The organism is Rossellomorea sp. NPDC077527 (assembly GCF_044542955.1).
GTDB classification, from domain to species: Bacteria; Bacillota; Bacilli; order Bacillales; family Bacillaceae_B; genus Rossellomorea; species Rossellomorea aquimaris_E.
In genome coordinates, this window is sequence record NZ_JBITVL010000001.1 from 1 (window position 1) to 20076 (window position 20076).

A 20076-nucleotide genomic window follows, 5' to 3' on the forward strand; every position below is an offset into this window, starting at 1 on the left:
CACACCCGTTCCCATGCCGAACACGGAAGTTAAGCTCTTCAGCGCCGATGGTAGTTGGGGGATCTCCCCCTGTGAGAGTAGGACGTCGCCAGGCAGATAGGAAAAGAGTAGCTCATTGGAGTTACTCTTTTTTTGATTAATGCGAATGGGTAGGTGGTGTTTCGTGTTTAGGTAATAATTGGTAAAATACGCATAAAACAAAAAAATGACGCAAATATCACTGAAAACGACGCAAAAAATAAAATTATGACGCAATTCCCTCCGAAAATGACGCAATTCTTGCGGCCCACCCGTATAATTCTATCAATATAGATGTCCTTCCTACCAAATTCTTACCTACACTAAAGAGTTTTAACCAAAATGCCCTAATAAGTAGTAAATATAAACGAAAAATAGTCACATTTCATAAAAACCAGAATAGAAATCTACTATTTTATACAATATCACTCTCAAGTAAATATAGTATGATCAATACTTTACAATCTGACCACCACCACAATCTAACCCCAACCCCACTCCCACTCCCAATCAACCATCCCCACAAGCACATCCCTTTCCTCTCCAACCAAACCCCTTTATACTAAACCCAAACCCTAAAAGGAGGACTATCTCATGACAACCACCAACATGCGCGAACAATACAACGAATACATCGCGAAATTCAAAGAGAAAACACCTCAAGAAACACAGGACAAAATGAAAAAAGCCATCACAGAGCTTGAAAACTCAGAAGACGGTAAAGGTCTCCGCATAGGAGACAAAGCACCGAACTTCTCATTACCCGATGCTACGGGCAAGCCGGTTCAATTGAAGGACCTACTAAGCAATGGCCCAGTCATTCTAACATTCTACCGCGGCGGATGGTGCCCATATTGCAATATGGAGCTGCGTACCTACCAACAGCTGATGGAAGACATTAAAGCCACTGGCGCCGAGCTTGTAGCGGTCAGTCCACAGACTCCTGATGCTTCCCTTTCTACTAAAGAGAAAAATGAGCTCGATTATTTTGTACTGAGTGATGAAGGAAATAAAGTGGCAGATGACTATAAGCTTGTGTACAAACTGCCTCCGTACCTTGTAGACATCTACAAGGAAAAGGGGCTCGATCTTGAGAAAGCGAACGACAGTGATTCCTGGACGCTTCCTGTTTCAGCGACGTATATCATCCAGCAGGATGGAACGATCGCATACGAATACACGAAAGCCGATTACAAAGATCGTGTAGAACCTTCTGAAGTGGTTGAGAAGTTAAAAACTCTTTAAGTTTTGAAACGCAAGACGGCTTTATGGCTGCTTTTAATAAGCGGCCATAAAGCTTTTTTTGTTTTAACCCTTCCAAAATAGGAAAGACAATAAGTAAAACTCTTTATTTTCTAGAAATTGTCATCTAATATTCACTTATAATTCTTCCTGAAGTGGTTCATATTCTCGATTTTTTCTAGTAAAATAGGAACTTAATTTGAGCATACTACAGGTAGTAGTGAAGAGAGGAGCATCCAGGTGTTAGAGAACAGTGTGATGATGGTCATCATTATTTTATTGATTAATATCGTGTATGTATCATTTTTTACGATAAGAATGATCCTGACATTGAAGGGTTATCGATATTTTGCAGCGTTTGTGAGTACGTTTGAGGTTGTCATTTATGTGGTAGGTCTTGGGCTGGTACTGGACAATCTGAATGAGATCCAGAATTTGATTGCGTATGCGGTCGGTTATGGTCTTGGTGTGATTGTCGGGATGAAGATCGAGGAGAAGCTGGCTCTTGGGTATATCACGGTGAATGTGATTACGAAGGAGTATGATAAAGCGCTCCCGAATGAGCTTCGTTCCCGTGGATACGGGGTGACGAACTGGGAGGCGAATGGCCTTGAAGGGAACCGGATGGCCCTGCAGATCCTGACTCCGCGAAAGTATGAGATGAAGCTGTATGATACAATTAAGGAGCTTGATCCGAAGGCGTTCATCATTGCCTATGAACCGAAAGCGATTCACGGAGGGTTCTGGGTGAAGACGGTCCGAAATATACGTAAAGGAAAATTAAAAGAATGAGTAAAAAGAAATTATTATTCGAAGTGCAGGAGAATGAGACGATTGCAGATTGCCTGGATCGTATGAAGGATATGGGGTATATGCCTGTCAGGCGCATGGAGAAGCCCGTATTTGAGGAACAGAAAGAAGGAAACAAAACGGAGTATGTCCCTATTAGACAGACAATTGTCTTTGAAGGAAAGAGGATTGAGGAGTAAAGCGCTTCAAATCCGAACATTAATTTTCAGACTTTTATTATCGTTCGATTATTCGTTGACAGGGTCTTCATATCACGTTATGATGGAGACAAATAAACCGAATACCCTCATATAATAATGGGAATATGGCCCATGAGTCTCTACCTGACTACCGTAAATGGTCGGACTATGAGGGAAAGTAGATGTCTGGATGCAGATCTCATGGTGTGGACCTTACCCTGATCAAGAGGACCATACTCTGTAAAATACCCAGATCAATTGCTTTCTCTCAAGTAAAGTAGAGAACAGTTGATCTGGGTATTTTTTGTTAGCGGGGTTCGGTAAACTACGGGAGGTGCCTGTCACCATTATGATATCAGTAATCATGGGAAGTACATCGGACTGGGAGACAATGAAGCATGCGTGTGAGGTATTGGAGGAGCTTGAGATTCCGTTTGAGAAACAGGTGGTATCGGCTCACAGGACACCTGATTATATGTTTAAGTTTGCAGAAGATGCAAGGAATCGTGGAGTAAAGGTAATCATTGCAGGTGCAGGAGGTGCTGCTCACTTGCCTGGAATGGTGGCTGCAAAGACAACACTGCCTGTGATCGGGGTTCCGGTACAGTCTAAGGCACTGAATGGATTGGATTCACTGCTTTCGATCGTGCAGATGCCTGGGGGAGTTCCGGTGGCGACGGTGGCGATTGGAAAAGCGGGGGCTACCAATGCAGGACTGCTTGCTGCTCAGATCCTTTCAATTGAAGATAAAAAGTTGGCCAATACACTGGAAACTAGACGGGAAGCGCTACGGGAAAAAGTGATGGAAAGCAGTGATGACCTTGAATAAGAAGACGATACTACCAGGACAGATGATCGGGATTATCGGCGGCGGACAGCTTGGCAGGATGATGGCACTGGACGCGAAAGCAAGAGGCTTTCGGGTGGCTGTATTAGATCCTTCGCCTGACTCACCATGTGCACAGGTGGCAGATCTTGTGATCACGGCGGGCTTCGATCAGTATGATGCTCTGTACAGACTGGCTGAAGAGTGCGACGTGATTACATACGAATTCGAGAATATCGACTATGAAGCGCTGAAATGGCTATCAGAGCGAGCTTATTTGCCACAGGGTGCTGAATTAATCCGTATTACACAGGACCGCATCATGGAAAAGGAAGCCCTTACGTTGGCAGGGGTGGAAGTGGCTCCTTATGCTGTGATTAAACAACAGAAGGACATCTATGATAATATAGAAAAGCTTGGCTATCCAGTGGTATTAAAGACAGCAAGAGGCGGTTATGACGGGAAGGGACAATATGTGATCCGTGAAGCAGGCCAGATTGAGGAAGCTGCTGCATTATTGGAGAACGGTCCATGCGTGCTGGAGAAATGGATTCCTTTTGAGAAAGAGCTATCCGTGATCATGACGCGAAATCCCGATGGACAGCAGACGAACTTTCCGGTAGTGGAAAATATTCATGTTGATAATATCCTGCATGAAACAATCGCGCCGGCCAGGGTGAGTGAAGAAACAGCGTGTAAGGCGATCGAGATGGCGAAGAGAATCAGTGAGACACTTGACCTTGTCGGGACGCTTGCGATTGAAATGTTCCTGACAGCAGACGGAGACATCTACATCAATGAACTGGCTCCAAGGCCTCATAATTCAGGTCACTACTCGATCGAAGCGTGCGACTTTTCTCAATTCGCCCAGCACGTCAAAGCGGTATGCAACTGGCCGCTTGTCCAACCGACCTTATTAAAGGACGCTGTGATGGTTAATCTATTAGGAGAGCATATCGAACCTATTATGAAGGCTGTTCCAAAACACCCTGACTGGTTTATCCACCTGTACGGCAAAGATGTACCAAAGCCGAAACGGAAGATGGGGCATGTCACGCTATTGACGAATGATGTCGAAGAGACATTATCAAACATAAGTGAAGCAGGGATTTGGAAGGTGCAAGAAAAGATCGGAGGACGACTGGTATGATAGAACGTTATACACGCCCTGAAATGGGAGCAATTTGGACAGAAGAAAATCGTTTTCAAGCTTGGCTTGAAGTGGAAATCCTTGCTTGTGAAGCATGGGCTGAAATCGGGGACATTCCGAAAGAGGATGTTGCGAAAATCCGTGAGAACGCCGGATTCAATGTTGATCGCATTAAAGAGATCGAAGAAGAAACGCGTCATGATGTAGTAGCCTTCACAAGAGCGGTTTCTGAAACGCTTGGGGAAGAAAGAAAATGGGTTCATTACGGACTGACTTCAACAGACGTTGTGGATACGGCCCTTTCGTATCAACTGAAGCAGGCGAACGAGATCATTTTAAAAGATTTGGAACGCTTTGTAGAGATCTTAAAGAACAAGGCGATCGAGCATAAACATACGGTCATGATGGGACGTACGCACGGTGTTCATGCTGAGCCGACTACATTCGGTTTGAAGCTTGCACTTTGGTATGAAGAGATGAAGCGTAACGTTGATCGCTTTAAAGCAGCTGCTGATGGAGTGGAATTCGGTAAGATCTCCGGAGCGGTTGGAACGTATGCGAATATCGATCCATTCGTAGAAGCCTATGTGTGTGAAAAGCTTGGTATCAAGCCTGCACCGGTTTCCACACAAACACTTCAGCGTGATCGTCATGCTCACTACATGGGGACACTTGCACTGATTGCGACGTCTATCGAGAAGTTTTCTGTTGAGGTTCGCGGATTGCAGAAGAGTGAGACGCGTGAAGTAGAAGAATTCTTCGCAAAAGGTCAAAAAGGATCATCAGCGATGCCTCATAAGCGTAACCCGATCGGTTCTGAAAACATGACTGGAATGGCACGAGTGATCAGAGGGTACATGCTGACAGCGTATGAGAACGTGCCACTATGGCATGAGCGTGACATCTCTCACTCATCAGCAGAACGTGTGATCCTGCCGGATGCGACGATCGCCCTTAATTACATGCTGAACCGATTCGGAAATATCATCAAGAACTTGACGGTTTTCCCTGAGAATATGCAGCGCAATATGGATCGCACACTTGGTTTGATCTACTCGCAACGTGTCCTTCTGGCCCTTATCGATAAAGGGATGACCCGTGAAGAGGCATACGATACGGTGCAGCCGAAAGCGATGGAAGCGTGGGAGAAGCAAGTGGCGTTCCGTTCTCTTATTGAAGAGGATGCAACCATCACATCAAAGCTTTCACCTTCTGATATTGATGACTGCTTCGATTACAACTATCACTTAAAACATGTGGATACAATCTTTGAACGTTGCGGCTTGGTATAAGTCCTTCTGACAAATGAATAAGGCAGGGGTTTTTAACGGAATCCCTTCCTTTTTTTATGAAAATATAGACTGAAGATTGGCAATTTTCAAGGAACAAGGGGGATTTCACGTGGAAAAAGGTACGCTTTTATATGAAGGAAAAGCGAAACAAATTTTCAAAACGAACGATGAGGACGTCGTTTGGATTCAGTATAAGAATTCTGCCACTGCTTTCAATGGGGAGAAGAAAGCGGATATCGACGGCAAAGGGGTTTTAAATAATAAGATTTCGAGCTTGCTATTTTCAAAGCTTGCTGAAAAAGGGATACAGAGTCACTTTATTAAACAGATTTCAGAGGATGAGCAGCTGGTCAAACGTGTAAGGATCATTCCACTTGAAGTCGTGGTTCGGAATGTGATTGCAGGAAGTCTGTCAAAACGGCTTGGAAAAGAAGAGGGGACACCCCTTCAAAAGCCGATCATCGAGTTTTACTTTAAAGACGATGATCTTGGAGATCCACTGATCACGGATGATCATATTGATTTTCTGGAGATCGCTACTCGGGAAGAACGTGCCGAGATCAGAGAGATGGCACTCGGTGTGAATGAAGTCCTTCAAGGAATTTTCAAAGAAGCGGGAGTCACGCTTGTCGATTTCAAATTGGAGTTTGGGAAAGATCGTAATGGAACGATTCTATTAGGGGATGAAATCTCACCCGACACGTGCCGTCTGTGGGACGCCGAAACGAATCAAAAGCTTGATAAAGATGTTTTCAGAAGAGATATTGGAAGTTTAACAGAAGTATACTCAATCATTTTAGAACGCTTAGGAGGAAACAAACTATGTACAAAGTAAAGGTTTATATCACATTAAGAGAAAGTGTATTAGATCCTCAAGGAAGTGTTGTGAAACAGGCGCTGCATTCAATGGAATTCAAAAGTGTTGAAGATGTGCGCGTAGGGAAGTATATGGAGTTGACTCTTCCATCATCTGTTGAAAACGTGGAAGCGACGGTTGAAGAGATGTGTCATCGATTACTTGCCAACCCTGTCATCGAGGATTACCGATATGAAATCGAGGAGAGTGTCGCTCAATGAAGTTTGCAGTAATTGTATTCCCAGGCTCTAACTGTGACATCGATATGTACCATGCGATCAAGGATGAAATCGGTGAAGAAGTGGATTACGTTTGGCACGATGCTGATAATCTGGAAAACTATGATGCCATTCTATTACCAGGGGGATTCTCGTACGGGGATTACCTTCGTTCAGGAGCGATTGCCCGTTTCTCGAACGTGATGAAAGAGGTCGTGAAAGCGGCAGAGCAAGGGAAGCCGGTTCTTGGTGTATGCAACGGATTTCAGGTTTTATTGGAAACAGGGTTATTGCCAGGGGCTATGCGCCGGAATGAAAGCCTGAAATTCATCTGTAAAACAGTACCGTTAACTGTTGAAAATAATGAAACGATGTTTACAAATGGTTATGAGAAAAATGATGTGATCCAAATTCCAATCGCACACGGTGAAGGAAACTACTTCTGTGATGAAGAGACCATGATCACACTGAAGGAAAACAATCAAATTGTCTTCACATATACAGATGAAAATCCGAACGGAAGCGTGGAAAACATTGCAGGAATCACCAATCAAGCAGGAAATGTCCTTGGGATGATGCCTCATCCGGAACGCGCCATGGACACTTTACTAGGTAGTGAAGACGGGAAGAAACTATTTCAATCGATTGTGAAACACTGGAGGGAAAAACATGTCGTTAATGCTTGAACCAACTTCAACACAAGTGAAAGAAGAACAGCTTTATCGTGAGATGGGTTTAACAGACGAAGAATTTTCAATGGTGGAAAACATCCTCGGAAGAACACCGAACTACACAGAGACCGGTCTTTTCTCTGTTATGTGGTCAGAGCATTGCAGCTATAAAAATTCGAAGCCTGTATTGATGAAATTCCCGACCACAGGTGAACGGGTTCTTCAAGGACCTGGAGAAGGAGCTGGGATTGTTGATATTGGCGATGATCAAGCAGTGGTGTTCAAAATCGAGAGTCACAATCATCCGTCAGCCATCGAGCCTTATCAAGGAGCGGCAACGGGTGTCGGAGGTATTATACGAGACGTATTCTCGATGGGGGCAAGACCTATTGCACTCCTCAACTCTTTACGCTTTGGAGAGTTGGATTCTCCTCGTGTTCAGTATCTATTTAAAGAAGTCGTAGCTGGCATTGCAGGATACGGAAACTGTATAGGGATCCCAACGGTCGGCGGGGAAGTTCAATTTGATGCTTCTTACGAAGGAAATCCCCTTGTAAACGCCATGTGTGTCGGGTTGATCGACCATAAGGATATTAAAAAAGGTCAGGCACACGGTGTCGGCAATACCGTCATGTACGTTGGGGCGAAAACAGGTCGTGACGGCATTCACGGAGCCACTTTCGCATCCGAGGAATTAAATGAAGGATCGGAAGAGAAGCGCCCTGCTGTTCAAGTGGGAGATCCATTTATGGAAAAATTACTACTTGAAGCGTGTCTGGAGCTTGTTCAGAACGATGCTCTTGTCGGGATTCAAGATATGGGAGCGGCTGGTCTGACAAGCTCATCAGCGGAAATGGCGAGTAAAGCGGGATCCGGAATCGAAATGGATCTGGATCTTGTACCACAGCGTGAAAGAGGCATGACGGCGTATGAAATGATGTTGTCAGAGTCACAGGAACGCATGCTGATCGTCGTGGAAAAAGGCCGTGAACAAGAAATCGTGGATCTTTTTTCAAAATATGATTTAGAAGCAGTTTCAATTGGAAAGGTAACAGACGATAAACGCCTTCGTCTTCTTCACCAAGGTGAAGTCGTGGCAGATGTGCCGGTCGATGCCCTTGCTGAAGAGGCACCTGTTTATCACAAGCCTTCTCAAGAAGCGGCTTATTATAAAGAGTTTCAAGCAATGGAAACAGCGGCGCCAGCAGTAGCCGATTATAAAGAAACGCTCAAGGCGCTCTTGCAGCAGCCAACGATTGCGAGTAAAGAATGGGTATACGATCAATATGACCATCAAGTAAGAACGAGCACGGTTGTGAGCCCAGGTTCTGATGCCGCGGTTGTACGTGTACGTGGTACGAGAAAAGCTCTTGCCATGACAACGGATTGTAATTCACGTTACTTGTACCTGGATCCCGAAGTCGGAGGAAAGATTGCTGTAGCAGAGGCAGCTCGTAACATCGTATGTTCAGGAGCGATCCCACTAGCGATCACCGACTGCTTGAACTTCGGAAATCCGGAGAAACCTGAAATCTTCTGGCAAATCGAGAAGTCCGTTGAAGGAATGAGTGAAGCATGCCGTGAGCTTTCGACTCCGGTTATCGGTGGAAATGTTTCCTTATATAACGAATCAATGGGGACAGCGGTTTATCCAACACCTGTAGTCGGGATGGTCGGACTGATTGAGGACGTCGATCATATTACGACTCAAAGTTTCAAGGAAGCTGGGGATTCGATTTATGTGATCGGTGAGACACATGAAGAGTTCGGAGGAAGTGAGCTTCAAAAGCTGACAGAAGGAAAAATCTTCGGTCAGGCACCGAAGATTGATTTAAAAACCGAGCTTCGCCGTCAAATGCAGCTGTTAGAAGCGATTCAAAAAGGTCTTGTGGCATCTGCCCACGATATCGCTGAAGGTGGTTTCGCCGTTGCTCTTGCGGAATCGACTTTTGGAACAAAAGGATTGGGAGCAAACGTTGAAATTTCAGGAGAAAACAATGTGGCAGACCTTTTCAGTGAAACACAATCGAGATTCATCGTATCGGTGAAGCCGGAACACAAGAATGAATTTGAGAAACTGGTACCAGAAGCGAAAGTCATTGGTAACGTCACCGATCTTGGAGCAATTAAGGTGTCATCAGAAAATGGAGATGTCATTTTACAGGCATCTGTAGAAGAATTGGAGTCAGCTTGGAAAGGAGCGATCCCATGCCTGCTGAAATCAAAGGCTTAAACGAAGAATGTGGCGTATTCGGGATCTGGGGACATCCGAATGCCGCGCAAATTACGTATTACGGACTTCATAGTCTGCAGCATAGAGGACAAGAGGGAACAGGTATCGTCGTGTCTGACGGTGATACGTTACGTTGCTTAAAAGGGGAAGGCCTCGTAACGGAAGTGTTCCAGGAAGGCACGATCGAGAAGCTTGAAGGGGATTCGGCCATCGGTCACGTGCGCTATGCGACGGCTGGAGGTGGAGGCTACGAAAATGTTCAGCCTCTTCTCTTCAATTCCCAAAGCGGAAGTCTTGCGCTTGCCCATAACGGGAATCTGGTTAATGCGAACGCCTTGAAGCATCAGCTTGAAGGACAGGGGAGTATTTTTCAAACAAGTTCAGATACAGAAGTATTGGCTCATTTGATTAAACGAAGCGGCTATTTCAACCTGAAGGACCGCGTGAAAAACGCGCTGACCATGTTGAAGGGTGCCTATGCATTTGTCGTCATGACGGAAACAGAGATGATGGTGGCGCTTGATCCACACGGTCTTCGTCCATTATCTCTTGGTAAGCTTGGGGATGCTTACTGCGTGGCGTCAGAAACATGTGCCTTTGATATCGTAGGGGCTGAATTTGTAAGGGATATCGAGCCAGGGGAGCTTGTGATCATCAATGATGAGGGATTGACCTCAGAACGGTTTAGTTTTTCAGGCGGTAATGCGATGTGTACGATGGAATACGTATACTTCTCAAGACCGGACAGCAATATACAAGGCATCAACGTCCATTCTGCTAGAAAACGGATGGGGATGGAATTGGCGTATGAAGCACCGATCGAAGCGGATGTTGTCACAGGTGTGCCGGATTCGAGCATTTCGAGCGCCATCGGTTATGCGGAAGCATCAGGCATCCCATATGAAATGGGTCTGATCAAGAATCGTTATGTTGGCCGCACGTTCATTCAGCCTTCTCAATCTTTACGTGAGCAGGGTGTGAAGATGAAGCTTTCGCCTGTCAGAGGCGTTGTAGAAGGGAAACGCGTCGTCATGGTGGACGATTCCATTGTTCGTGGAACAACGTCGAAACGGATCGTGACCATGCTGAAGGAAGCGGGAGCCAAGGAAGTGCATGTGTGCATCAGTTCACCGCCGATCAAGAACCCTTGCTTCTACGGCATCGATACATCGACTCATGAAGAGCTGATCGCCTCTTCCAACTCAGTGGAAGAAATGCGCCAGATCATCGGAGCGGACTCATTGACATTCTTGAGCACAGACGGTGTGATCAAAGCCATCGGCCGGGATGATTCATCGGAAAACCGCGGCCAATGCATGGCTTGCTTTACAGGAAAGTATCCAACGGAAATCTACCCGGATACACTTCATCCACATGAAAAAGAGTTAGTGAAATAGGGGGAATCATGATGGCAAATGCGTATCGTCAGGCAGGAGTAGATATAGAAGCAGGATACGAATCCGTCGACCGGATCAAAAAGCACGTGAAACGAACGGCACGCGAAGGCGTTCTAGGTCAGCTCGGCAGCTTTGGTGGAATGTTCGACCTATCCTCCTTGAATTTAAAGGAACCAGTTCTCGTCTCGGGTACAGACGGAGTCGGAACGAAGCTGAAGCTTGCCTTCATGGCAGACAAACACGATACAATCGGGATCGATTGTGTGGCCATGTGCGTGAATGACATTGTCGTTCAAGGTGCGGAACCACTGTATTTCTTAGATTATATAGCGACCGGGAAAGCACTCCCGGAGAAGATAGAAGGTATTGTAAAAGGAATTGCGGACGGATGTGAAACAGCGGGCTGCGCGCTGATCGGTGGCGAAACCGCCGAGATGCCTGGTATGTATTCTGATGAAGAATATGACATTGCCGGGTTCGCTGTTGGCGCCTGTGAAAAAAAAGAGATCATCACAGGCGAAAAAATTTCTGAAGGAAATGTGTTAGTCGGACTGGGGTCCAGTGGTATACACAGTAATGGATACTCTTTAGTGAGAAAAGTATTCTTCGAAGATCAGTCGTTTTCTTTGGAAGAATCTTTACCTGAAGTCGGGACCACACTAAAGGAAGCCCTTCTTACACCGACAAAGATTTATGTGAAACCGGTGTTAGCGGCACTTAAACAATTCTCCATCAACGGAATGTCCCATATCACTGGCGGTGGCTTTATTGAAAATATCCCGCGGATGCTTCCAGAGGGATTGCAGGCAGAGATAACGGAAGGTAGCTGGGAAATTCCAGCCATTTTCACTGCCCTTGAGCAGTACGGATACATTCCACGCAGCGAAATGTATAACATTTTCAATATGGGGATTGGATTTGTGCTAGCTGTAGATGAAGCGGAAGCAGAAGACATTCTTCGATTCTTCAATGAACAGGGAGAAGATGCCTTTATGATTGGACGCGTTTCAAAAGGAACAGGAGTAAGCTTTGTTCGTTGAGAATGAAGGATGAGCATGTCAATAACGGGGGCGAGTCATGAGACAGGTTGCCATTTTTGCATCAGGAAGCGGAAGTAATTTTCAAGCATTGGTAGATGCCGTCCAAAGCGGAACACTGAAAGCGAATATCAAACTTCTTGTATGTGACCAGCCGGGCGCGTTTGTCATTCACCGTGCCCACACTGCAGGAATCTCTACTTTCGTCTTTCGGGCAAAGGACTATGAGAACAAGCAGGCATTTGAACAGGAAATCCTAAATGAGCTGGCTCATTTAGGTGTTGATTTTATTGTGTTAGCAGGGTATATGAGGCTGATCGGTCCAACCCTTCTCGAAAGCTTCGGTGGAAGGATCGTGAATATCCATCCGTCACTCCTTCCTTCTTTTCCAGGGAAGGACGCAATCGGACAAGCCATTGACGGAGGGGTGAAAATCACCGGTGTCACGGTTCACTTCGTAGACGCAGGCATGGACACAGGTGAGATCATCGCACAGGAAATTGTCCGTGTCACAACAGGTGAAACCAGACAGTCACTCCAGGACAAAATACAACACGTCGAACATCACCTATACCCAACCACCCTGAACCACCTCTTTCTCACCAGCGGTCACTAAACCCGGTGGGAGAGGTTGGTTGATGGTTGCTTTATCTTGGTAGTGTGATAAAGTGATGGGGGACGGACCTTGGATTTTGAGCGGTGTATGAATGGAGATGCGGTATGGCTTGGAGTGTAGCAGGGTTGCGATTTGGTGTAGCGGCACAAGTTTTGGTGAAAGTGGCACGAGTTCCCCTCAAAGTGGAACAAGTTCGGTCGAAAGTGGCACAAGTTTTCCTCAAAGTGGCACAAGTCCACTCCCAAACGTCACACCAATCACCAAACCAACACATAAACCACCTACAAACTGATGAATTTTCAATAAAACGACCACCCACGCACCATTATAGTATACAATCCTCAAATCCATCTCCAATTAAACGACATAATAAAATAAAATCAGCACAACAGGCAGAGGAGGATCAGACATTGAAAAAGAGAGCATTGATCAGTGTTTCAGATAAAAGCGGAGTCATCGAATTTGCGAAAGAATTAAAGACACTAGGGTATGAAATCATTTCGACTGGTGGAACGAAAAAACTTCTTTTAGAAAATGACGTTGAAGTTATGGGAGTAGAAGAAGTGACGGGTTTTCCGGAAATCCTGGAAGGACGCGTTAAGACCCTTCACCCTAATATCCACGGTGGATTGCTTGCAAAGCGCGGCGAAGAAAGTCATCGCGTTCAGCTAGAGGAGCAGGGAATTGAAGGGATCGACCTTGTATGTGTCAACCTTTACCCGTTCCAGCAAACGATCGCTAAGCCGAATGTCGGCGTTGAAGAAGCCATTGAGAACATCGATATCGGCGGTCCGACGATGCTGCGTGCAGCTGCAAAAAATCATCAATACGTGACAGTTGTAGTCGACGCATTGGATTACGATGGGGTTCTAGCCGAATTGAAGCTTCACGGCGAACCAACATTGGAAAAACGTCGTAAATTAGCGGCCAAAGTGTTCCGCCATACGGCAGCTTACGATGCCTTCATTGCTGAATACATGACAGACATTTCTGGTGAAGAAAACCCTGAACGTTTTACAAGAACGTATGAATTAAAGCAAACACTCCGTTACGGGGAAAATCCTCATCAGCAGGCCTCTTTCTATCGCGCGCCCCTTGGCTCTGAATTCTCAGTGGCCATGGCAAGGCAGCTTCACGGGAAAGAGCTTTCATACAATAACATCAATGATGCCAATGCGGCTCTTCAAATCGTTAAAGAGTTCACGGAACCTGCAGCTGTTGCAGTGAAACATATGAACCCATGTGGAGTCGGCGTTGGCTCAACCATTCATGAAGCGTTCTCGAAAGCGTATGAAGCGGATTCTACATCCATCTTCGGTGGAATCGTTGCGTTGAACCGCATCGTAGATGAAGACACAGCGAAGCAGCTTCATGAAATCTTCCTGGAGATCGTCATCGCTCCAGCTTTCAGTGATGAAGCATTTGAGATTCTTTCAGCCAAGAAGAATATTCGTTTAATGACGGTTCCATTTGAACCTACAAATAAGATCGAACGTAAGTTAACGACGGTTGAAGGCGGATTGCTTGTTCAAGCGGATGACACGTTCACCCTTGACGATGCAGACCTGAGAGTCGTGACGAAGCGTGAACCGACAGAAGCCGAATGGGACGCTATGAAACTCGGATGGAAAGTTGTGAAGCATGTGAAATCCAACGCAATCGTTGTGACAGATGCGCATATGACAATCGGAGTCGGTGCAGGACAGATGAACCGCGTCGGTGCGGCAAACATTGCTCTTGAGCAGGCAGGTTCGAAAGCCAATGGAGCGGCCATGGCATCCGATGCCTTCTTCCCGATGGACGACACCGTAGAAGCGGCTGCTAAAGCTGGCATCACCGCCATCATCCAACCGGGAGGCTCCATCCGTGACGAAGACTCCATCAAAAAAGCAGACCAATACGGCATCACCATGGTCATGACCGGCATCCGCCACTTCAAACATTAATTGGAGGGACGGACCTCAAGTTTTGACTGTTATTCAAACATGAAAAACGGTAAAGACATTGAAGGTAAAGGATTTATTAAGGGCTAAGTTGATTCAAGGAAAGAGAAAGGAGGGACGGACCTCCACTTCTCTTTCCAGTACCGAGCCCATAAATACAGCTCAAGAAATTTTTCCACATACCAACCTCTCCTCATCTACAACACTAAAGGAGAGGTTTTCTTAAAAGGGGGCTATCTTAAGATGAAAGTATTAGTGATCGGCCGCGGTGGTCGCGAACATGCCATATGCAAGAAATTAGCGGAAAGTGAAAGTGTGACAGAAGTGTTCTGCGCACCCGGGAATGCAGGTATCGCAGGCGTAGCGACAAATCTTCCATACACTGAAACTGACGTGAGTGATCTCATTGATTTTGCCAAACAAGAGGATATTGCGTTTACGTTTGTAGGTCCCGAAAACCCATTATTGGATGGGATCGTCAACCGTTTCAAGGAGGAAGGCCTGCACATATTCGGACCGACGAAAGAAGCGGCCATCATCGAAGGAAGTAAATCATTTTCTAAAGAGTTAATGAAGAAATATAACATCCCCACTGCTTCCTATGAAGTGTTCACAAGCGTAGAGAAAGCAATCGAATATGTGAAGGAAGTCGGTGCACCGATCGTAGTGAAGGCAGATGGTCTGGCAGCCGGAAAGGGTGTTGTGGTGGCTGAAACGGAGCAGGAAGCCATCAGCGCTTTGGAAGACATGCTTCTTGATGAGAAATTCGGGGATGCCTCCTCGAAAGTGGTTGTGGAAGAATGCTTGTTTGGAGAAGAGTTCTCACTCATGGCATTTGTGAATGGTGAGTCGGTCTATCCCATGGTGATCGCCCAGGATCATAAGCGTGCCTTTGATGGGGATCAAGGTCCGAACACAGGTGGGATGGGTGCTTATTCCCCGGTTCCGCATATTACGGATGAAGTCGTGCAAGAAGCGATTTCTACGGTTCTCCACCCGACAGCACAAGCAATGGTGAAAGAGAATCGTTCATTTACCGGCATTCTATATGCTGGGCTGATGCTGACAAAAGAGGGTCCAAAGGTCATCGAATTCAATGCCCGATTCGGAGACCCGGAAACACAGGTAGTCCTGCCGCGATTGACTTCTGACTTTGGTCTCGTGGTGAAGGATATCATCGAGGGCAAGCCTGTTCAATTGGAATGGTCGGATGAAGCGGTTGTTGGGGTTGTACTCGCAGCCGAGGGGTATCCTGGCACCTATGAAAAAGGGATCCAAATCCCTGACATTGAAGGTTCGCTTGATCATGGAACCTTGGTATACCATGCAGGAACGGAAATCAGTGAGGAAGATACCCTTGTTTCAAATGGGGGAAGAGTATTATTGGTCGCTTCCACTGCCTCCACGGTTGAAAAAGCGCAAACAGACGTTTACCGTCAATTAGGCAAAGTAGACTGGAAAGGCTTGTTCTACAGGAGAGATATCGGGCTCAAAGCTATCGAACACGTCTCTTCCTAGATTTTCGAACATACACATACGCAATGGCGACGATGCCGCCAATCAACGAAAACAGAACATACGACATATCCGTTAAATATTCCCAAAACAATACAAACAACTCCTTTTATCAATTTATCAATATAGATGCAAAGTTGCCGAGGAAAGTCCTTTTGAGGGACGGACCTCGGCAATCTGCCATTTTGCTCGATTTAATTCAAGGGAAAGCCCGCCGTTACTGCATTTCGAAGAAAGACATCATTTTCAAATAACTAAGAATGAAGGTCCGTCCCTTTATCGCCGATTCCCTTGCCGCCGTTCAACGCCTCTTGGACTTCTTGGTTGGTGAGTTCTTCAGGGTTAAAGTTGGATTCTTTTTTGGTGTTGTTGAGCGGTTCTGGTTGGTGTTCGCTTTTTGATTGATGGTTGTGATTGTCATGATCGGATTTACCGGACTTCAGCATGTCTTTGAAGTTCATCATATCCTTCGCTTTAAATCCACCGAAGCCGCCGTTTTCATTTCCGCCGTCTCCCCCTTTTTCAAACAGGGCAGTGACAGGGCAGTAACGCAATATCCCTTCTCCCACTTTCATGGCACCGATGACCGCCATCACGAGATAGGAGTCTCTCCATGGACGTCTTGCAAGCTTGGAAGTACTCCAGGCAAGGATGGTAAATCCAATGGTGATGCGGATAAGGGCATTGATGATCCCAATGTTCGATGATACTTTCATTTGTACATTCCTCCCTAATCGTAAATTCACATAATTGTTGTAAACCTTTAATGCGTTAAATAGTAAAATATGTTAACATAAAATGAAACTTACACTAATACCATTCCACTAGAGGAGTGTTCACTTTGGACCAGCGCTACAGATGGAAGAACAAACAACTGCGAGAACATGTACAAGTACTGAATGGAGAATTGTCTCCCAGTCTTCTTTTGAAGAATGCAACCTACCTTCACTCGACGTTAAAGAAATGGGTGCAGGGACATATTTGGGTTTACGGTGACCGGATTGTCTATACCGGTGATCAACTCCCTGAAAACCTTGAGAAGTGTGAAATCGTGGACTGTGACTCACAGTACCTCGTTCCAGGATATATTGAACCGCATGTACATCCGTTTCAGCTTTATAATCCCCAATCTTTTTCCAAGTATGCATCCCAAACCGGTACAACGACATTCGTAAATGATAACCTGATGATGTTTTTACAATTGAAAAAAAAGAAAGCGTTTACTTTATTGAGGGAATTTAACAATATGCCAGTGACGATGTACTGGTGGACTCGATTTGATTCACAGACTGAAATGATGAATGAAGAGGTCACTTTCTCAAATGGGGAAGTGAAATCTTGGCTCGAACATGACTCTGTCCTTCAAGGCGGTGAATTGACCGCATGGCCGCGACTGCTCGAAGGAGATGACCTGATCCTTCACTGGATGCAGGAAGCCAAAAGGATGGGGAAAATCGTGGAGGGGCATCTACCGGGAGCCTCTGATAAAACGATCGCTAAGCTTGGCTTATTAGGAATAGATGGAGATCATGAATCGATGACCGGAGAAGACGTGTACAAGCGTCTCATTCAAGGGCTGACCGTCACCCTGCGCCATTCATCCATCCGGCCGGATTTACCGGTTCTGTTAGACGGGTTAAAAGAACAAGGCATCGATTCCTACGATTCCTTGCTATTTACAACAGATGGATCCACGCCTGGTTTCTACGAAAAAGGCGTACTGGATTTCATGATCAAAATGGCGTTGGATAAAGGCATCCCGCCCATTGAAGCGTATCATATGGCAAGTTACAACGTTGCCAATTATTACAATATCACTCACCTCCATGGGATGATTGCTACAGGCAGGGTTGCCAATATCAACTTCCTTTCTGCAAAGGATGATCCGACTCCAGTTTCGGTCCTGTCAAAGGGAGTCTGGGTTCGTAAAAACGGCGAACAGATGGAGGATTACACAGAAATTAAATGGGGAGAAAGTGGATTTACCCCTCTACAACTCGACTGGGAGGTTGGGTATGACGACCTTCAATTCTCCATGCCGTTTGGTATTGAAATGGTGAATGATGTCATTACCAAGCCTTACTCCATTTCCATCAATCCATCAGAAGACTTTCTTGAGACTGACCATGATCAATCATTCCTCATGCTGCTCGACCGGAATGGCAAGTGGAGAATCAGCACCATGATCAAAGGCTTCTCGAAGGGGGTCATGGGGTTTGCGTCGTCTTACTCCAATACAGGGGACATTATCCTGATTGGAAAAAGAAAGTCTGATATGATTGCAGCCTTCGACAGGATGAAAGAAATCGGGGGAGGGATCGTCCTTGCAGAGAATGGTGAAATCCTGCACGAAATCCCCCTTCCACTAAGCGGACTGCTTTCTCAGAAAGAAATGCCGGAGCTGATTGAAGAAGAAAAAATACTAAAAGGATTATTAAAAGAAAGAGGCTATCGCTTCGCGGATCCGATCTATACATTACTGTTTCTTCAGTCCACTCATCTTCCATATATCCGGATGACACAAAAAGGAATCTATGATGTAATGAAGAAAACGGTACTCTTTCCAACAATAATGCGTTAAAATAGTAAAGTGTATAGGGGTGTAAAAAAACATGCTGAAAAGAGCTTTGATTATTGCGTTAAGCTCGTTGACACTTGTCGCATGTAGTTCAGATAAAGAGATAAAGAAAGAATCTGATAAAGAAGCCGCAACTCCAGTGGTGAAAGAAGAGACAGGCGTAGAAACGGAAGATATGTATCAATCACCTTTAACAGGGGTGGGAGAAGAGAATGAGTCGACGGCCCGCTCGGTGGCTGTGATGGTGAATAACCATCCGAAGGCCCGGCCCCAATCAGGCTTATCCAAAGCGGATATCGTTTATGAAGTATTGGCAGAGGGGGATATCACTCGTTTCCTTGCCATATTCCAAAGCCGGATGCCGAAAGAAGTCGGTCCTGTACGAAGTGCAAGAGATTACTATATAGAACTTGCAAAAGGATATGATAGTTTGTATGTGGCTCATGGATACAGCCCTGAGGCGAAAGAAATGCTGATGAATGGTTTTATCGATGATTTGAATGGGATCCAATATGACGGGACACTATTTAAGCGGGCAAGCTTCCGTAAAGCTCCTCATAATTCCTATATCACCTACGAGCATATCAAAGAGGGTGCGGATAAGAATGGTTTCGATATGAATCGCCCGCCTAAGGCACTGAATTTCAGTGATAAGGGAAAGATAAAGGGAGAAGCCGCAAATTCCGTGATGATTTCATACAATCAAAATCCCCTGTTTAATGTTGTGTATGACTACAACGAAAAAGAAGGCCGATACGAGCGCTATTCAAATGGAGAACAAACCATCGATTATGACTCGAAAGATCCCGTTCTGGTCGAAAACCTATTCATCGTAGAAGCTTCACATCAGATTGTCGATGACGCAGGAAGGCGTGATATAGACCTCGAATCAGGCGGGAATGCTTATTTAATTCAAGATGGTAAGCTTCGTAAAGTTCACTGGGAGAACGTCGACGGCAGAATTCTTCCTTTTGAAAATGATAAACCTGTAAGCCTGCGAAAAGGATCGACATGGATCAACGTCATTCCAAGTTCTCCGGGGTTGACCGGTTCGGTATCTTATCAAGAATAGAAGGAAAAGGAGTCTTTTGAATGCAAATAAATAAACTAAGAGGCAAGGAGCTGGATCAGTTATTCAATGCTGTTCTTTCCCTGCAGAATCTTGAAGAATGCTATCGTTTCTTTGATGACCTTTGCACCATCAATGAAATTCAATCTCTTGCTCAACGTCTTGAAGTCGCACGTATGCTTCAGGATGGCAAGACCTATCATAAGATTGAAACGGAAACAGGTGCAAGTACCGCAACGATTTCCCGTGTGAAACGCTGCTTGAATTACGGAAATGATGCGTATCAGTTAGTGTTGGATCGTGTACATCAGGAAGAGAAATAATGGAAGGACCGCTGTCGATGACGAGCGGTCTTTGTTTTTTGTCCGGGTGTCATCCAGCTCCGGCGGCTAGCCCCTCGAGGTCATAAGTCAACCTGTCCAAAAA

General features: G+C 45.6%; 20 protein-coding genes, 1 rRNA gene and 1 riboswitch. Of the genes, 19 read left to right on the forward strand and 2 right to left on the reverse strand.

Going from position 1 to position 20076, the window contains the following annotated elements:
- From rrf to purD, 16 genes are all read left to right on the forward strand, one after another.
- Positions 1–94: ribosomal RNA gene (rrf, locus tag ACIGG7_RS00005) — 5S ribosomal RNA — on the forward strand; the annotation flags it as partial.
- Positions 95–612: 518 nt separating this feature from the next.
- The gene (locus ACIGG7_RS00010; RefSeq protein WP_224941824.1) at positions 613–1263 is read left to right on the forward strand and encodes a peroxiredoxin-like family protein; all 651 of its coding nucleotides are present in this window, start codon (positions 613–615) and stop codon (positions 1261–1263) included.
- A 258-nt stretch (positions 1264–1521) separates the two neighbouring features.
- Positions 1522–2052 carry a DUF2179 domain-containing protein gene (locus tag ACIGG7_RS00015; protein WP_263628219.1) on the forward strand — a complete coding sequence of 177 codons (531 nt, stop codon included), beginning with the start codon at positions 1522–1524 and terminating at the stop codon, positions 2050–2052.
- Positions 2049–2249, forward strand: a complete 201-nt coding sequence (locus ACIGG7_RS00020; protein ID WP_224941826.1) for an NETI motif-containing protein — start codon at positions 2049–2051, stop codon at positions 2247–2249. The genes ACIGG7_RS00015 and ACIGG7_RS00020 overlap by 4 nt, the downstream gene beginning before the upstream one ends.
- 87 nt (positions 2250–2336) lie before the next feature.
- Positions 2337–2438: riboswitch (purine riboswitch) on the forward strand.
- A 160-nt stretch (positions 2439–2598) separates the two neighbouring features.
- Positions 2599–3078 (forward strand): 5-(carboxyamino)imidazole ribonucleotide mutase, encoded by a 480-nt coding sequence (purE, locus tag ACIGG7_RS00025; RefSeq protein ID WP_397548310.1) that lies wholly within the window; start codon positions 2599–2601, stop codon positions 3076–3078.
- Entirely contained in the window at positions 3065–4225 is a 1161-nt protein-coding gene (gene purK / locus ACIGG7_RS00030) for a 5-(carboxyamino)imidazole ribonucleotide synthase (RefSeq protein ID WP_397549064.1), read from the forward strand. Before purE ends, purK begins: the two co-directional genes overlap by 14 nt.
- The gene (purB, locus tag ACIGG7_RS00035; RefSeq protein WP_397548311.1) at positions 4222–5517 is read left to right on the forward strand and encodes an adenylosuccinate lyase; all 1296 of its coding nucleotides are present in this window, start codon (positions 4222–4224) and stop codon (positions 5515–5517) included. The genes purK and purB overlap by 4 nt, the downstream gene beginning before the upstream one ends.
- 109 nt (positions 5518–5626) lie before the next feature.
- Positions 5627–6352, forward strand: coding sequence for a phosphoribosylaminoimidazolesuccinocarboxamide synthase (gene purC / locus ACIGG7_RS00040; protein WP_397548312.1), 726 nt, complete (start codon positions 5627–5629; stop codon positions 6350–6352).
- Positions 6340–6594, forward strand: coding sequence for a phosphoribosylformylglycinamidine synthase subunit PurS (gene purS, locus ACIGG7_RS00045; RefSeq protein WP_034760827.1), 255 nt, complete (start codon positions 6340–6342; stop codon positions 6592–6594). Before purC ends, purS begins: the two co-directional genes overlap by 13 nt.
- Positions 6591–7277, forward strand: a complete 687-nt coding sequence (purQ, locus tag ACIGG7_RS00050; RefSeq protein WP_397548313.1) for a phosphoribosylformylglycinamidine synthase subunit PurQ — start codon at positions 6591–6593, stop codon at positions 7275–7277. The genes purS and purQ overlap by 4 nt, the downstream gene beginning before the upstream one ends.
- A complete protein-coding gene (gene purL / locus ACIGG7_RS00055; protein ID WP_397548314.1) occupies positions 7261–9495 on the forward strand; it encodes a phosphoribosylformylglycinamidine synthase subunit PurL in 2235 nt (744 codons plus the stop codon). Before purQ ends, purL begins: the two co-directional genes overlap by 17 nt.
- Positions 9471–10892 (forward strand): amidophosphoribosyltransferase, encoded by a 1422-nt coding sequence (gene purF / locus ACIGG7_RS00060; protein WP_224941833.1) that lies wholly within the window; start codon positions 9471–9473, stop codon positions 10890–10892. Before purL ends, purF begins: the two co-directional genes overlap by 25 nt.
- An 11-nt stretch (positions 10893–10903) precedes the next feature.
- The gene (gene purM / locus ACIGG7_RS00065; protein ID WP_397549065.1) at positions 10904–11932 is read left to right on the forward strand and encodes a phosphoribosylformylglycinamidine cyclo-ligase; all 1029 of its coding nucleotides are present in this window, start codon (positions 10904–10906) and stop codon (positions 11930–11932) included.
- 37 nt (positions 11933–11969) lie between these two features.
- Positions 11970–12545 (forward strand): phosphoribosylglycinamide formyltransferase, encoded by a 576-nt coding sequence (purN, locus tag ACIGG7_RS00070; RefSeq protein WP_224941834.1) that lies wholly within the window; start codon positions 11970–11972, stop codon positions 12543–12545.
- Between the two features lie 410 nt (positions 12546–12955).
- Positions 12956–14491 (forward strand): bifunctional phosphoribosylaminoimidazolecarboxamide formyltransferase/IMP cyclohydrolase, encoded by a 1536-nt coding sequence (gene purH / locus ACIGG7_RS00075; protein ID WP_397548315.1) that lies wholly within the window; start codon positions 12956–12958, stop codon positions 14489–14491.
- Between the two features lie 240 nt (positions 14492–14731).
- Positions 14732–16006, forward strand: coding sequence for a phosphoribosylamine--glycine ligase (gene purD / locus ACIGG7_RS00080; protein WP_397548316.1), 1275 nt, complete (start codon positions 14732–14734; stop codon positions 16004–16006).
- Here purD and ACIGG7_RS00085 read toward each other — a convergent pair.
- Together ACIGG7_RS00085 and ACIGG7_RS00090 are read right to left on the reverse strand one after the other, a co-directional pair.
- Entirely contained in the window at positions 15984–16073 is a 90-nt protein-coding gene (locus ACIGG7_RS00085) for an EYxxD motif small membrane protein (RefSeq protein ID WP_330994755.1), read from the reverse strand. The two genes, purD and ACIGG7_RS00085, sit on opposite strands and share 23 nt — an antisense overlap.
- A 184-nt stretch (positions 16074–16257) precedes the next feature.
- Positions 16258–16719 (reverse strand): YgaP family membrane protein, encoded by a 462-nt coding sequence (locus ACIGG7_RS00090; RefSeq protein ID WP_397548317.1) that lies wholly within the window; start codon positions 16717–16719, stop codon positions 16258–16260.
- A 125-nt stretch (positions 16720–16844) separates the two neighbouring features.
- Between ACIGG7_RS00090 and ACIGG7_RS00095 the strand changes: the two genes are divergently transcribed.
- The 3 genes from ACIGG7_RS00095 to ACIGG7_RS00105 are packed head-to-tail and all read left to right on the forward strand — an operon-like array spanning position 16845 to position 19973.
- Entirely contained in the window at positions 16845–18584 is a 1740-nt protein-coding gene (locus ACIGG7_RS00095; protein WP_397548318.1) for an adenine deaminase C-terminal domain-containing protein, read from the forward strand.
- 34 nt (positions 18585–18618) lie between these two features.
- Complete coding sequence (locus tag ACIGG7_RS00100) at positions 18619–19653, forward strand: DUF3048 domain-containing protein (protein WP_483880679.1); 1035 nt, start codon at positions 18619–18621, stop codon at positions 19651–19653.
- 20 nt (positions 19654–19673) lie between these two features.
- The gene (locus tag ACIGG7_RS00105; protein ID WP_224941839.1) at positions 19674–19973 is read left to right on the forward strand and encodes a YerC/YecD family TrpR-related protein; all 300 of its coding nucleotides are present in this window, start codon (positions 19674–19676) and stop codon (positions 19971–19973) included.
- Positions 19974–20076 lie beyond the last annotated feature (103 nt).